At 70.0% G+C, this 14117-nt stretch carries 10 protein-coding genes, 1 rRNA gene and 1 pseudogene; 6 read left to right on the top strand and 6 right to left on the bottom strand.

The features are described from left to right. Positions 1–266: 266 nt before the first annotated feature. The 3 genes from ACZ4RZ_RS28030 to mtrA are packed head-to-tail and all read right to left on the bottom strand — an operon-like array spanning position 267 to position 4879. Positions 267–2111 carry an LpqB family beta-propeller domain-containing protein gene (locus tag ACZ4RZ_RS28030; protein WP_467748660.1) on the bottom strand — a complete coding sequence of 615 codons (1845 nt, stop codon included), beginning with the start codon at positions 2109–2111 and terminating at the stop codon, positions 267–269. Then, the gene (gene mtrB, locus ACZ4RZ_RS28025; protein WP_467748658.1) at positions 2101–4188 is read right to left on the bottom strand and encodes an MtrAB system histidine kinase MtrB; all 2088 of its coding nucleotides are present in this window, start codon (positions 4186–4188) and stop codon (positions 2101–2103) included. Before mtrB ends, ACZ4RZ_RS28030 begins: the two co-directional genes overlap by 11 nt. Position 4189: 1 nt before the next feature. Then, the gene (gene mtrA / locus ACZ4RZ_RS28020; RefSeq protein WP_015659998.1) at positions 4190–4879 is read right to left on the bottom strand and encodes a two-component system response regulator MtrA; all 690 of its coding nucleotides are present in this window, start codon (positions 4877–4879) and stop codon (positions 4190–4192) included. A 679-nt stretch (positions 4880–5558) separates the two neighbouring features. Here mtrA and ACZ4RZ_RS28015 point away from each other — a divergent pair. Continuing rightward, positions 5559–6368 (top strand): PRC-barrel domain-containing protein, encoded by an 810-nt coding sequence (locus ACZ4RZ_RS28015; RefSeq protein ID WP_467748656.1) that lies wholly within the window; start codon positions 5559–5561, stop codon positions 6366–6368. 174 nt (positions 6369–6542) lie between these two features. Here ACZ4RZ_RS28015 and ACZ4RZ_RS28010 read toward each other — a convergent pair. Both ACZ4RZ_RS28010 and mtnA read right to left on the bottom strand, forming a co-directional pair. Continuing rightward, positions 6543–6686, bottom strand: a pseudogene (locus ACZ4RZ_RS28010) (helix-turn-helix domain-containing protein); the annotation flags it as partial. Positions 6687–6854: 168 nt separating this feature from the next. Next, a complete protein-coding gene (gene mtnA, locus ACZ4RZ_RS28005) occupies positions 6855–8000 on the bottom strand; it encodes an S-methyl-5-thioribose-1-phosphate isomerase (RefSeq protein WP_467748654.1) in 1146 nt (381 codons plus the stop codon). Between the two features lie 140 nt (positions 8001–8140). On the opposite strand from mtnA, the gene ACZ4RZ_RS28000 reads away from it, so the two are divergent. The 5 genes from ACZ4RZ_RS28000 to ACZ4RZ_RS27980 are packed head-to-tail and all read left to right on the top strand — an operon-like array spanning position 8141 to position 13742. Continuing rightward, positions 8141–9505, top strand: a complete 1365-nt coding sequence (locus tag ACZ4RZ_RS28000) for a DUF7847 domain-containing protein (RefSeq protein ID WP_467748652.1) — start codon at positions 8141–8143, stop codon at positions 9503–9505. Positions 9506–9509: 4 nt separating this feature from the next. Then, positions 9510–10256, top strand: coding sequence for a DUF4129 domain-containing protein (locus tag ACZ4RZ_RS27995; RefSeq protein ID WP_467748650.1), 747 nt, complete (start codon positions 9510–9512; stop codon positions 10254–10256). Next, on the top strand, positions 10253–11443 hold the full coding sequence (locus tag ACZ4RZ_RS27990; RefSeq protein ID WP_467748648.1) for a DUF4350 domain-containing protein: 1191 nt from the start codon (positions 10253–10255) through the stop codon (positions 11441–11443). The genes ACZ4RZ_RS27995 and ACZ4RZ_RS27990 overlap by 4 nt, the downstream gene beginning before the upstream one ends. Further along, on the top strand, positions 11443–12432 hold the full coding sequence (locus tag ACZ4RZ_RS27985) for an AAA family ATPase (RefSeq protein WP_467748971.1): 990 nt from the start codon (positions 11443–11445) through the stop codon (positions 12430–12432). Before ACZ4RZ_RS27990 ends, ACZ4RZ_RS27985 begins: the two co-directional genes overlap by 1 nt. Beyond that, complete coding sequence (locus tag ACZ4RZ_RS27980) at positions 12432–13742, top strand: DUF58 domain-containing protein (RefSeq protein WP_467748646.1); 1311 nt, start codon at positions 12432–12434, stop codon at positions 13740–13742. The genes ACZ4RZ_RS27985 and ACZ4RZ_RS27980 overlap by 1 nt, the downstream gene beginning before the upstream one ends. A 117-nt stretch (positions 13743–13859) precedes the next feature. Here the strand turns inward: ACZ4RZ_RS27980 and rrf are convergent. Continuing rightward, a 5S ribosomal RNA gene (rrf, locus tag ACZ4RZ_RS27975) occupies positions 13860–13976 on the bottom strand. Between the last annotated feature and the right edge of the window lie 141 nt (positions 13977–14117).

Here is a 14117-nt window from a genome sequence, read left to right as displayed (position 1 = left end):
ACTGTGCCAAGGCATGGGCCGACCGGCCACCCCTGTGGATAACTGCCTGTGGATAACTCCTGCGGCCGTCGCGCGCGGCCAGGCCCCACCAGGAAAACGCGCGGACTTACCCGGGGAAACCAGCAGACTTGCCCGGGACAAGCGAGCAGGCTTACCCAGGGCCGGTGCGCACGCTTACCCAGGGCAAGCGAACAGCTCCACTCGGAGAGGACGCGCACGTACACCCGAGAAAGACGCCCAGGCCCACCCGGGACAGACGCACGGACCTATCCGGGATAGACCGGCGCGGTCCCGTCCTTGACCACCTTCTGCCACTGCTCCCCGGAAGACAGCCGCACGATCCCGTCCTCCTCCGAGTGCGCCACCAGCGGCAGCCGCTCGTCCTCGGACGCCGCGATCTCCTTGACGCCCGTCAGCGCGGAGGGCGCGGTGCCCACCGGAGTGGAGCCGTCGACCTGGACGTACCGCATCTGCTGCACACCGCCCTTCTCGCTCCCGACCACCACGAGCCGGCTGTCCCCGGCCCACGACATGGCCGCGACCTCCTCCAGCTGGGGTGCCACGGAGCGCGGATCGAAGATTGAGACGGCGGGCGGCTCACCGGACTTGGCGTCGCGCTCGATGCGCCCGATCTGCAGCGAACTCTTGCCGTCCTTCTCGACGATCAGCGCGATCCGCACACCGTCGGCGGCCACCCGTACGGCCTCGATGCGCCCGTTGAGGTTCGGCGTCTGGACCACCAGCGGATCGCCAGCGCCCTTCTGCAGCAGAAGCAGCCGGGGGTTCTTCGGATCGCGATCGGCCACCCACAGGTCGCCCTTGCCGTCCCAGCTGGGCGTCGTCAGCCGGTCGTCCGTCGTCCTGCCCTGGCTGTGCAGCACCGCTTCGCCGAGCGAACCGCCCGACACCAGTGAGCCGACGTACAGCGACGTCCCGTCGGTCGACACCCCTGCCGCGCTGCTCTCGTCCCGCGACACCGCGGCAGACCGCAGCTTCTTGTCGCCCTCGCCCAGCGCACCGGGCACCGGCTCGGGCTTCTTGTCGCTGCCGCTGCTGGGCATCCGCACGAGCCGCTGCTTGTCGTCGATGAAGTACTGGTAGTCGGCATGGCGCCCCGTACCGTTCGAGGCGATGCCCTCGGCCTGGTCCTCGGTGAGCACGCACAGTTGCGAACCGTCCGACTTCTGCAACTCCACCTCGTCCACCCCGGTGGGCGTCAGATCCTTGAACGTGAAGAGGAGTTGGGCCGCCATCCTGGAGCACTGCCCCTGTCCGACGTGGTCGGCCTTCTCGTTCAGCGGCACAGTGACCCTGTTGCGGTCGTCGGGCGACAGCGACTTGACGCCCTTCTTCAGCTCCGTACCCGAGGGGAAGCTCGAACCGACCACCCGGTCCAGCCAGCGCGTGGGGCCCTTGAGGAGCGCGCGGACCATCTGTGTCATCGGGTCCACCTGCTTGCGCACATAGACCGGATCGGCGACGGTCTCCAGCTGTCCGCCCGTTCCGGAGGACACGTTCGAAGCGAAGTAGTACTTGTTGACCGACTTGTAGTTGCGCTGGAAGTCGGTCCTGCCCATCAGGACACCCTGGGGCAGCCCGTCGATGCGCCACTCCTTGGTGTTCTTCTGCTGCGTGAGATGCACCGTCCTGCTGTACGGGCCCGAGTCCGGCGCGTACGCGTGCTGCCGATCCACCGTGGCGACCTTGGTGCCGCTCAACCGGTACAGGAAGTCGTCGGAGCCTTCCCTGACCCCCGAGGTCACCGACTCGGCGTTCGGCCCCTCCGCGAGCACGGTCGTGGACCGGTTCGGATTCCACGTCTTCAATGCGCTCGCCGTCAGATATTCGCGCGCCGTGTGATAGTCGGGATCATCGCTGGTCAGCGCCTCCAGGAAGCCCTGCACGATCTCCGCGGGCGAGGCGCCCTGACGCGGAGGCTTCGCGAACACCCGGACCTGGGCGTCCTGCCTCGGCGTCGACTCGACCCCACTCAGACCCCCGCTGTCGGGCATCGAGGCGCACCCGGTCAGCAGCAGCGCACCACAGCAGAAGTACGCCCCCACCCGCACCGGACGCCCACGGCCGCCGCACCTCTCGCGGTCAGCGCCCACGAAATGCCTCCCCTTGTCCGAGCTCCTCCGGCTCCCCGCCGTCGGGCCCGCGCTCCTCCACCGTAAGCTCCCCGCCCGCGGCACGTGTGTCGTCCGGCCGCCTTGCGGCCCCGGTGGGCCGCGGCACCACGCGCGCGCCGTTGCCCGGCAACGCCGTCGGGTCGGCCGTGGGCGACACCCCGGCCAGTCGCGGCACGATGGGCGCGCGCGGCGGCATGGGCGGCACATTCCCGCCCACGGGCTGCTGCACCGGCACGGTGGCGAGCTTGCCGCTGCCGCCGAGCGGCAGACCGGCGTCATTAAGTCCACGATTTCGCCGGGAGTCCTTGGGCTCCAGCGGTATCGGCGACCCCCGCAGCGGTTCGTCCGCCGTCCGCGGCAGCGTCAGCCGGAACTGCGAACCGCCGCCCGGCTCACCCCACGCCTGCAGCCAGCCGCCGTGCAGCCGTGCGTCCTCCAGCGCGATGGACAGCCCGAGCCCCGTTCCACCGGTGGTACGCGCGCGTGCCGGATCGGCCCGCCAGAAGCGGCTGAACACCCGGGTCGCCTCGCCGGGCTTGAGCCCGACGCCGTAGTCGCGGACGGCGACCGCGACCGCCCCGCCCGCCGCTGCCAGCTTGACGACCACGTCCTTGCCCTCGCCGTGCTCCACGGCGTTGACGACGAGATTGCGCAGCACCCGCTCCACACGCCGGGCATCCGCCTCGGCGACCACCGGCTGCTGGTCGCCGACGACACGTATGTGCGTGCCCTTGCGCTCGGCGAGCGGCTCGGCCCCGCTGACGACCCGCCGTACGACCTCGCGGAGGTCTATCGGCTCGGCCTCCAGGGCCGCCGCGCCCGCGTCGAACCGGCTGATCTCCAGCAGGTCCGCGAGCAGCGACTCAAACCGGTCCAGCTGGTCGGCCAGCAGCTCCGCGGACCGCGCGGTCACCGGGTCGAAGTCCACCCGCGCCTCATGGATGACGTCGGCCGCCATGCGGACGGTCGTCAGCGGCGTACGCAGCTCGTGCGACACGTCGGACACGAACCGCCGCTGCATCCGCGACAGGTCCTCCAGCTGCTGGATCTTCAACTGCAGGTTCTGCGCCATCTTGTTGAAGGCCTCGCCGAGCCGCGCGATGTCGTCCTCGCCGGTGACCTTCATACGTTCCTGGAGGCGCCCGGCGGACAGTCGCTCGGCGATCCCCGCCGCCATCCGCACCGGCGTGACGACCTGGCGCACCACGAGCCATGCGATGGCCCCGAGCAGCACCACGACGAACAGTCCGGCCGTGGCCAGTGTCCCCTTGACCAGGCTCAGCGACTTCTCCTCCTGCGTCAGCGGGAAGAGGTAGTAGAGCTGATACGGGTCTCCGTTCGGGTCGTTGACCTGCTTGCCGATGATGAGCGCCGGCTGGGTCTCCCGGTTGTTGGTGTAGATGATGCGCGTGTAACTCTGGGCCACGCCGGTGCCGGCGTCGACGCGCTTGCGCAGGTCCTCCGGCACGCTGAGGGTCGGTTCGACGGTTCCTGAGGCGCGCTGTCCGAGCCCTCTGTTCTCGTTGTCCGCGGCGGTGGTGCTGAGGGTCACGACGTCGAAGGCGCCTTGGCCGCCGCTGGAGAGCGACTCCACGAGATCGCTCATCCATCCGCTGACGTTCTGTACGGGATTGCCGTCGGAGCCCGAGTTGTCGTCGCCGCTCGCGCTCGCCGCACTGTCGGCCTTCTGGCCGGCGACCGCGAACCCGCCCACGGCCTGGCTCTGCGACGCCTTCACCTTGGCATCCAGCAGCCCGTTGCGCACCTGCCCGATCACCACGAAGCCGAGCAGCAGCACGACTCCGAGCGACATCAGCAGCGTCGTGACGACGATCTTGAGCTGGATGTTGCGCCGCCACAGCCGCATCACGGGCAGCAGCGGCCGGCGCACCCAGCGCATGAACAGCCGAAGGACCGGGCTGCCCTGGACTCCGCCCTGCAGCAGCCCGCCCTCCATGAACCGCCCCCAGCGGGAGCCCGTCACCTTCCGGCCGACAGGCCGCTCCGAACGGGCCCCCGGCTCACCGGGCGCCGAAGCGGCACTGTCCCGGGACATGTCAGCTCGGTCCGGCCTTGTAACCGACACCACGGACGGTCACCACGATCTCCGGCCGCTCAGGGTCCTTCTCGACCTTGGAGCGCAGCCGCTGGACATGGACGTTGACCAGGCGGGTGTCCGCCGCGTGGCGGTAGCCCCACACCTGCTCCAGCAGGACCTCACGCGTGAAGACCTGCCACGGCTTGCGGGCCAGCGCCACCAGCAGGTCGAACTCCAGCGGCGTCAGCGCGATCGACTGCCCGTCCCGCTTCACAGAGTGACCGGCCACGTCGATGACGAGATCACCGATGGCCAGCTGCTCGGGCGCCGGCTCCTCCGAACGGCGCAGCCGCGCCCTGATCCGCGCCACCAGCTCCTTTGGCTTGAACGGCTTTACGATGTAGTCGTCGGCACCCGACTCGAGGCCCACTACGACATCGACGGTGTCGCTCTTCGCCGTGAGCATCACGATCGGCACCCCGGACTCCGCCCTGATCAGGCGGCACACCTCGATGCCGTCCCGGCCGGGAAGCATCAGGTCCAGGAGCACCAGATCGGGCTTGGTCTCACGGAAAGCGGCCAGCGCCTTGTCGCCGTCGGCTACGAAAGACGGCTCAAAACCTTCACCACGCAGCACAATGCCGAGCATCTCGGCCAGTGCGGTGTCGTCATCGACGACAAGGACTCGTCCCTTCATAAACGACATCATCCCATTCTCGTAACGGTGGCGAAGGCAGTGGTGAACAAGGTCACCGGCCCGTGACGATAGTCGTATGTAGCCGTCACTGTCTGCCCTCGCCCGTGGCCGTTGATGCCAGTAACGGATGTCAGCTAGTGGCTAGCTGAGCGTGACCACACGGTCGGCGGAACGGCTTCAGGCGGGAGCCGTCCATAGGGCGAGTGATCATGACCTCTCACCCCGCCCTCGCCTCATTTGGCGATCACGTGACTACGCGGTCGACTGCTGTTCGGTCGGCCGATCTCGATGTGGGGTCTCAGGACTTCCTTGACGGTTTGTCGTCGGGAGATGCTTGACCGGCCCTCTGGGTGCCCATGCCTTTGACGTAGAGCTTGGTGATCGGTCCGGGGTTCTTGCGGGGCCTGACTGCGAGTTCGTCTTCGGCGCCCGCCGGTGACCGCCCAGCCCCGAACGCGCCTGGACCGCTTCCGGGCGCCTCGGTCGGCATCGCGTAACTCGCCCTCCAACGGGTCCAGGACGACCCAAACCAGGCATCCCGCACTTCCAATCCGGCCCTGGCTCACAATGACTCACCCACCCCCATCAGGGCGATAATTAGGCAAAAGGGTGTTTCCGTGCAGTTCTGCGGGTTACGCGAACGATCAACACATGGGAAGCAGAGATGATCACCCAAGAACAGATTCCAGCCATGCTGGACCATCCCGTCCACGACGCCGAGGGGAACAAGATCGGCGACGCCAAGCATGTCTTCCTCGACGAGGTCACCGGCCAGCCGGAATGGGTCAGCGTCAAGACCGGCCTGTTCGGCACCAGTGAATCCTTCGTCCCCATCCGTGAAGCCACCATGGTCGAGGACCACCTCGAGGTCCCCTACGCCAAGGACACGGTCAAAGACGCCCCCAACGTCGACGTCGACGCCGGCGCCCACCTCTCTGAGGACGAGGAACACCGCTTGTACGAGCACTACGGCATCGCCTGGGACGAAGCCTGGCAACAGGCCAACCAGCCCGGCGGCGGTTGGGCCCACACCACCCCCCGGCCCTCCACCGACACCGCCACTGACGGCACCGCGCTCGACTACGACGACACCACCGCCTCGGGCATCGCCCGCAGCGGCAAAGAACACGTCGACACCACCGCCACGCAGAGCGACTACGACGACACCACGACCTCAGGCATCGCCCGCAGCGGCAAAGAACACGTCGACACCACCGCCACGCAGAGCGACTACGACGACACCACGACCTCGGGCATCGCCCGCAGCGGCAAAGAACACGTCGACACCACCGCCACGCAGAGCGACTACGACGACACCACCGCCTCGGGCATCGCCCGCAGCGGCAGAGAGAACGTCGACACACTCTCTGCCGGCTCCAACAGCTCCCCAGACGATGAGGCAATGACGCACTCGGCTGAGCAGATGCACCTCGGCACCGAGCGCCGTGAAACAGGGCGGCCCCGGCTACGCAAGTACGTGATCACCGAAGAGCAGCAGTAGACCGCCCCCGCGCCACGAGGAAGTCCGCGTGGAACGCGCGCCGATCACCGACACCAATGCGGATCAGGCCAAGTCCGGGGCCGGAGATCCCCGAGGCCGAGCACGAGACCGCACCAGTCGAGCGCGCCCGCCTGACGCCTCAGAAAGCCAGCGGGCGGGAGACCCTCACCGGGGAGGATGCTGGCGACGCAGCTGGCAGATCTCGGCTTCAACCTCGGCGGACAGGCGCGTGGGGCTGTTCCGCGGCCGCCGGGAGCGATCCAGCAGGCCGGGCATGCCCTCCTGCTCAAACCGCCGCCGTCAACCGTGCAGCGTCTTCGGACGGGAGGCTGCTACGGCAACCGGCGCTCATCCGGCAATTGGAAGCTGCCCAGAGGCCTTCAGACGCTGCTTGATGTAGCGCTTGGATGTCACGGCCCCTCGCCCGGCAAATAGCCGCAGGTGGAGGGGCCGTTCTCGTCGATCAGGTCGACATCATCCCATTAACTAAATCGTTACCTGGCGTGACCTGTCACACAGCTCGGCGAGCGCCTCAGCCGTCACGGGCGACACGGCGCCCACTTCGGTGACGATCGCCGTCACCAACTCGGGCGGCGTCACGTCGAACGCCGGGTTGTACGCCTGGGTCCCCAGAGGTGCCACCGGTATCCCGCCTCCCGCTTCCGCTCCCGCCACCGGCACCTGAGGTGCTGTGATCTCGGTCACTTCATGACCCGCACGCTGCTCGACCTCGATGGACGCTCCGTCCGGGGTGCCCGGATCCACCGTCGTCACCGGCGCCACCACGATGAACGGCACGTGGTGATACCTGGCCAGCACCGCGAGCGGATAGCTCCCCACCTTGTTCGCCACCGAACCGTCGGCCGCGATCCGATCGGCCCCGATCAGCACCGCGTCCACCTCCCCCGCAGCGAACAGCGAGCCCGCCGCGTTGTCCGTGAGCAAGGTGTACGCCATCCCGTGGCGCGCCGCTTCGTACGCCGTCAGGCGAGCACCTTGCAGCAACGGCCGCGTTTCGTCCACCCACAGCCTTCGCAACTGCCCCGCGCGGTGGGCCGCGAGGGCCACCGCGAACGCCGTGCCCTCCCCACCGGACACCAGTGACCCGGTGTTGCAGTGGGTCAGGATCCGGTGCCCGCCGCCCGGCAGCAGCTCATCGAGCAGCGCCAGGCCGTGCTCGGCCATCCGGGCGCTGGCCTCGGCGTCCTCCCGGTGCAACGCCCGAGCCGCGGCGAGTGCCGCCCCGGCGGCCCGCTTCTGATCACCGCCGGCGGAGAGCACGGCACGGTACGCCGCCCGCGCCCTGCGCACGCCGACAGCAAGGTTCACCGCGGTGGGCCGGGCGCCGGCCAGCGCCCGGGCGGCGTCGTCCACGTCGAAGCCACGCACGGCGGCGAGCGCGACGCCGTACGCCCCCGCGATGCCGAGCAATGGCGCCCCGCGCACGGCGAGCGTGCGGATCGCCTCCACCAGCGCGGGAGCGTCGGTGCACACCAACTCGACTTCCTCGGCCGGCAGTCTCGTCTGGTCGAGAAGGACCAGTACGGGGCCTTCGGGTGGCTCGTCCCAGCGGAGCACCGGTATCTCCGTCGACCCGCTGTCCTCGCGGGATTGCGCGTACTGATCAGCCATCCGCCCAGTCTGCCCCGTACCGAGCGGACAATTGAAGGTGCGCAGCCCATACGGCGCCCGGTCCCTTGCCGGGCACACCGTGGCACGATGGCTGCCAACCTGCCGCCGCGACCGCGGACGGGCACCGTGAAGGAGCGACGATGAAAGACACTCCGGGCTGGGCCTCGCCCGGATCTGCCCCCTCCGACGGGCAGGAGCCGGACTCCTCCGGCGCCGCGCAGCCCACGGAGCAGCCCTCGGACCAGGGCGGCACGGACCAGCCGGAACCGCCCTCGAAGTGGTCCAAGGAGCAGCCCCCGCCCGGCCAGTGGTCCGCTCCCAGCCCGCAGAGCCCCGGCCAGACGCCGCCACCACCTCCGCCCGGACCGGGCTGGGGCGGCGGGCACCCCGGCGGCCCCTCTGGTGGCGGAGGCCAGGGCGGCGGGTACGGCGGATGGGGAGGCCCCAGTCGCGGATACGGCGGCCCCGGAGGTCCCGCCGGCTGGGGAGGCAACTGGGGCGGACCGCCGCCTGCCGCCAAGCCCGGCGTGATCCCGCTCCGCCCGCTGGGCGTCGGCGAGATCCTCGACGGCGCCGTCTCCACGATGCGCACCTACTGGCGCACCGTCCTCGGCATCTCGCTGACCGTCGCCGTCGTCACGGAGATCGCGGTCATCCTGCTCCAGGGCTTCGTCCTGAACGACAGCGCCAGCACCGACGCCCTCAACGACCCGAGCGCCACCGTCGGCGAGCTGAGCCGCGCCCTCGGCGACACGATGCTGAGCTCCGGCGTCGTCCTGCTCATCACCCTGCTCGGCACCATTGTCGCGACGGCCCTGCTCACGAGCGTGACCAGCCGCGCGGTGCTCGGCAAGTCGGTGACCACGGCCAAGGCCTGGCAGGACGCACGTCCGCAGCTGGCGAAGCTGTTCGGCCTGACCTTCCTGCTGCCGCTCATCGCCGTCGCGGTCGTCGCCCTCGGAACGCTGCCGGGTGTACTCGCCGCGGTGGCCGGTGCCGGCGACGCGGGCGTCGCACTCGCCGTCCTCGGCGGACTCGGCGCCGGCATCGTCGCCCTCTGGCTGATGATCCGCTTCTCGCTCGCCTCGCCGGCGCTGATGCTGGAGAAGCAGAGCATCTGGAAGTCGATGAGCCGCTCCGCGAAGCTCGTGCGCGGCTCGTGGTGGCGGGTCTTCGGCATCCAGTTGCTCGCCACGATCATCGCCAACATCGTGGCGTCGATCGTCGTGATCCCGTTCGCCTTCCTCGCCTCGGCGCTGAGCGGCGACGGCGTCACCGGCTTCCTCAACAGCGGCAGCGGCAATCTCGGCTGGACGTTCCTGATCGTCAGCGGCATCGGCTCGGTGATCGGATCCATGCTCACCTTCCCGATCACCGCGGGCGTCACCGTGCTCCTCTACATCGACCAGCGCATCCGCCGCGAGGCGCTCGACCTCGACCTGGCCCGCGCCGCCGGCGTCCAGGACTACGGCCCCGACGCCCCCGGCACCACCCCGGGGAGCTGATGCGGTGAGTCCGGCGGGGGGAGTTCTCACGGCGGTACTGGCACTGCCGCACGCCGGCGCCACAGCGGTCCTCGCACTGCCGCGCGGCGACGAACCACCGGTGACGATCCCGCGCGACCCCGCGCGGGAGGCGGCCAAGCGCGAGCTGTCCAAGCGGATGTACCACGAGAACGACCCCGGCCTGGTCCAGCGTGCGCTCAACGCCTTCTGGGACTGGGTCGACAAGCTGTTCAGCGCCGCCTCCGCCGCAACGCCGGGCGGAGCGCTCGGACTTGTCGTCATCGTGCTGACCGTGGTGGCGGTCGTCGCCGCCCTGTGGTGGCGCCTGGGCACCCCCCACCGCACTCCCACGTCGTCCGCCGCACTCTTCGACGACCGCCCCAGGAGCGCCGCCGAACACCGCGCGGCCGCCGAGGCACACGCCGCCCAGGGCCACTGGAACCAGGCCGTCCAGGAACGCATGCGCGCCATCGTCCGCTCCTTGGAGGAGCGCGCTCTGCTTGATCCGCGCCCGGGCCGCACAGCGGACGAGGCGGCCGCCGAAGCGAGCCGCACCCTGCCCTCCCACACGGACCGACTGAGCGCAGCGGCCCGGGACTTCGACGACGTCACGTACGGCGGACGGGCCGCCGACTCGCGCACATACCAACGCCTCACCGAACTCGACCGCGACCTTGAGCGCACCAAACCCGTACTCGCCAACAGCGCCCAGAGCACGGCCCACAACGGCCGCCAGGGGGCCGCCTCATGACCGAGGCCACCCTTACGTCCACCTCTGTCTCGCCCACCGCCCGCCAGGTGTGGACCCGCGCCCGCGGCGTCGTCATCGCGCTCGTGATCCTGCTGGCGGCCGCCGTAGCAATCGCTGCGGTCCGCTCGGACGCCCAGCACGGCCGCCTCGACCCGCGCTCCGCCGACCCCTACGGCAGCCGCGCCGTCGCCGAACTCCTCGCCGAACGGGGCGTGTCCACGCGCGTGGTCACCACTCTGGACAAGGCCCGCGCCGCGGCCGGCTCCGACACCACTCTCCTGATCGCCGCCCCCGACCTGCTGACCAAACGTCAGCAGACGCTCCTTCACACGGCGACCGAGAAGTCCGACGGACGTACGATCCTGATCTCCCCCGGGTCGGCCTCGCTCGGCACCCTCGCCCCCAGGGTCACCGCCGACCCCGCGGTCAGCTTCGACTCGACGCTCTCCCCCGACTGCACCCTGCCCGCCGCCCGGCGAGCGGGCAGCGCCGACACGGGCGGCGTCCGCTACACCACCACCGATCCAGGCGCCGACGCGTGCTACCCCAGCGACGGCCTGCCCGCGCTCCTGCGCCTCCCGGCGGCCTCCGGGAGCGGCGACACCGTCGTACTCGGCGCCCCCGACATCCTCTACAACGACCGCCTCGACGAGCAGGGCAACGCCTCGCTCGCCCTTCAACTGCTCGGTTCCCGCTCCCACTTGGTCTGGTACCTCCCCTCCCTCTCCGACACCTCGGCCACCGACGCGGGCGACCAGAGCTTCTTCGACCTGCTCCCCTCGGGCTGGCTCTGGGGCACGCTGCAGCTCTTCATCGCGGCAGCCCTGGCCGCCCTCTGGCGGGCACGCCGACTCGGCCCCCTCGTACCCGAACGCCTCCCCGTCGCGATCCGCGCCTCCGAAACCGTCGAAGGCCGCGCCCGCCTCTACCGCAAAGCCAACGCCCGCGACCGCGCGGCGAGCGCTCTGCGCTCCACCACCCGCACCCGCCTCGCCCCCCTCATCGGCGTACCCCCCGCCCAGGCACACGCGCCCGAGGCCCTGCTTCCCGCCCTGTCCGCCCACCTCCAAGGCGACGGCCAGGCCCTGCACTCCCTCCTCTTCGGGCCGCCACCCCGCGACGACGCGGCCCTCATCGCACTCGCCGACCAACTCGACGCCCTCGAAAGAGAGGTACGCCGTTCATGATGGACCCGACCACTGACAACGCCGGGTACGCCGGGGATCCGGGCACCGCCCGCTCCTCCCTGGAGGCCCTCCGCGCCGAGATCGCCAAAGCCGTGGTCGGCCAGGACCCCGCCGTGACCGGTCTCGTCGTCGCCCTCCTCTGCCGCGGACACGTTCTACTTGAAGGAGTCCCCGGAGTCGCCAAAACGTTGCTCGTCCGCGCTCTCGCATCCGCACTCGAACTCGACACCAAGCGCGTCCAGTTCACTCCCGACCTGATGCCGAGCGACGTCACGGGCTCCCTCGTCTACGACGCCCGCACTGCCGAGTTCTCCTTCCAGCCGGGCCCGGTCTTCACCAATCTCCTCCTCGCCGACGAGATCAACCGCACCCCGCCCAAGACCCAGTCGTCCCTCCTCGAAGCGATGGAGGAACGCCAGGTCACAGTCGACGGCACTCCGCGACTGCTCCCCGAGCCGTTCCTGGTCGCCGCGACCCAGAACCCCGTCGAGTACGAGGGCACATACCCCCTCCCCGAAGCCCAACTGGACCGCTTCCTCCTCAAACTGACGATCCCTCTGCCGTCCCGCCAGGACGAGATCAACGTCCTCACCCGCCACGCCGAGGGCTTCAACCCGCGCGACCTGCGCGCCGCCGGCGTACGCCCCGTAGCCGGGCCGGCCGATCTCGAAGCCGCACGCGCCGCCGTCGCCAAGACAGCCGTCTCCCCCGAAATCACCGGCTACGTAGTCGACATCTGCCGCGCCACCCGCGATTCGCCGTCCCTCACCCTCGGTGTGTCCCCTCGTGGTGCGACAGCGCTCCTCGCCACGGCCCGCGCCTGGGCCTGGCTGACCGGCCGCGACTACGTCATCCCCGACGACGTAAAGGCCCTGGCCCTCCCCACCCTCCGCCACCGCATCCAACTCCGCCCCGAGGCAGAGATGGAGGGCGTGACGGCCGACTCCGTCATCAACGCGATCCTCGCCCACGTCCCCGTCCCCCGCTGATGGCACTCACCGGACGTGCCGCCCTCCTGGCGGCCCTCGGCACACTCCCCGTAGGCATCTGGGAGCCGAGTTGGACGGGCATCCTCGCCGTGAACGCGCCCTTGGCCCTGGCCTGCGCCTGCGACGCCGCCCTCGCGGCTCCTGTACGGCGCCTCGGGCTGACCCGCTCCGGCGACACCTCGGTACGCCTCGGCGAAACCGCCGACGTCACCCTGACCGTCACCAACTCCTCCGGCCGCCCCCTGCGCGCCCACCTTCGCGACGCGTGGCCACCGAGCAGTTGGGAACCCGGCACCGAGGTAGCGGCCTCCCGTCACCGTCTTAGGGTCCCCGCCGGCGAACGCCGACGCCTCACGACCCGCCTGCGCCCCACCCGCCGCGGCGACCGCCAGGCGGACCGCGTGACCATCCGCTCATACGGCCCACTCGGCCTCTTCGCCCGGCAGGGCAGCCACAAAGTCCCCTGGACGGTACGAGTCCTGCCGCCCTTCACCAGCCGCAAGCACCTCCCCTCCAAACTGGCCCGGCTCCGCGAACTCGACGGCCGCACCAGCGTGCTCACGCGGGGCGAGGGCACGGAATTCGACAGCCTTCGCGAATACGTCCCCGGCGACGACACCCGCTCCATCGACTGGCGCGCAACCGCCCGCCAGACCACGGTCGCCGTACGCACCTGGCGCCCCGAACGCGACCGACACATCCTTCTGGTCCTCGACACGGGCCGCACCTCTGCCGGCCGCGTAGGTGACGCCCCACGCCTCGACGCCTCCATGGACGCGGCTCTGCTCCTCGGGGCCCTGGCCTCCCGGGCCGGCGACCGCGTGAACCTCCTCGCGTACGATCGCCGAGTCCGCGCCCTCGTCCAGGGCCGCGCGGCGGGCGACGTCCTCCCTTCCCTGGTCAACGCGATGGCGACCCTCGAACCGGAACTCGTCGAGACGGACGCCCGCGGCCTCACCGCCACGGCACTCCGTACGGCCCCGCGCCGATCCCTGATCGTGCTGCTCACCAGCCTCGACGCGGCCCCCGTCGAGGAGGGCCTGCTCCCCGTGCTCCCGCTCCTCACTCAGCGCCATACGGTCCTGGTGGCATCGGTGGCCGATTCGCACATCGCCCGTATGGCGAAGGCCCGGGGAAACGCCGAAGCGGTGTACGAAGCGGCCGCCGCGGCCCAGGCCGAGACGGAACGACATCGCACCGCCGAACAGCTTCGGCGCCACGGTGTCACGGTCGTCGACGCGCCTCCGGACGACCTGGCGCCTGCTCTCGCGGACGCGTATCTGGCGCTCAAGGCCGCGGGGCGGCTGTAAGCGGACGCAAAAAAGGGGCCTCTTGTTTCAAGAGGCCCCTGGAAGTATGCCGAAAATGATCCCGAACGCAGAAAACCCCCGTACCGGTTTCCCGGTACGGGGGTTTCTCTACAATTAGTTCGGCGGCGTCCTACTCTCCCACAGGGTCCCCCCTGCAGTACCATCGGCGCTGTAAGGCTTAGCTTCCGGGTTCGGAATGTAACCGGGCGTTTCCCTCACGCTATGACCACCGAAACACTATGAAACTTGTCAAACTACCGCACCATGCCCGGTGGCCCCCGGGCATGGGGTTGTTCGTGGTTTCAGAACCAACACAGTGGACGCGAGCAACTGAGGACAAGCCCTCGGCCTATTAGTACCAGTCACCTCCAGCGG

Source organism: Streptomyces sp. NPDC027189, assembly GCF_055566975.1.
The sequence above is the reverse complement of the archived record's forward strand: the minus strand, read 5'-3'. Positions and strand labels throughout refer to the sequence as shown.

What these genes read in the sequence shown, in the direction of transcription:
- ACZ4RZ_RS27990 (WP_467748648.1), top strand. Translation starts at nt 10,253, where the DNA reads ATGACCGAGGCCACCCTTACGTCCACCTCTGTCTCGCCCACCGCCCGC.
- mtrA (WP_015659998.1), bottom strand. Translation starts at nt 4,879, where the DNA reads ATGATGTCGTTTATGAAGGGACGAGTCCTTGTCGTCGATGACGACACC.
- mtnA (WP_467748654.1), bottom strand. Translation starts at nt 8,000, where the DNA reads ATGGCTGATCAGTACGCGCAATCCCGCGAGGACAGCGGGTCGACGGAG.
- ACZ4RZ_RS27980 (WP_467748646.1), top strand. Translation starts at nt 12,432, where the DNA reads ATGGCACTCACCGGACGTGCCGCCCTCCTGGCGGCCCTCGGCACACTC.
- ACZ4RZ_RS28015 (WP_467748656.1), top strand. Translation starts at nt 5,559, where the DNA reads ATGCTGGACCATCCCGTCCACGACGCCGAGGGGAACAAGATCGGCGAC.
- mtrB (WP_467748658.1), bottom strand. Translation starts at nt 4,188, where the DNA reads ATGTCCCGGGACAGTGCCGCTTCGGCGCCCGGTGAGCCGGGGGCCCGT.
- ACZ4RZ_RS27985 (WP_467748971.1), top strand. Translation starts at nt 11,443, where the DNA reads ATGGACCCGACCACTGACAACGCCGGGTACGCCGGGGATCCGGGCACC.
- ACZ4RZ_RS28000 (WP_467748652.1), top strand. Translation starts at nt 8,141, where the DNA reads ATGAAAGACACTCCGGGCTGGGCCTCGCCCGGATCTGCCCCCTCCGAC.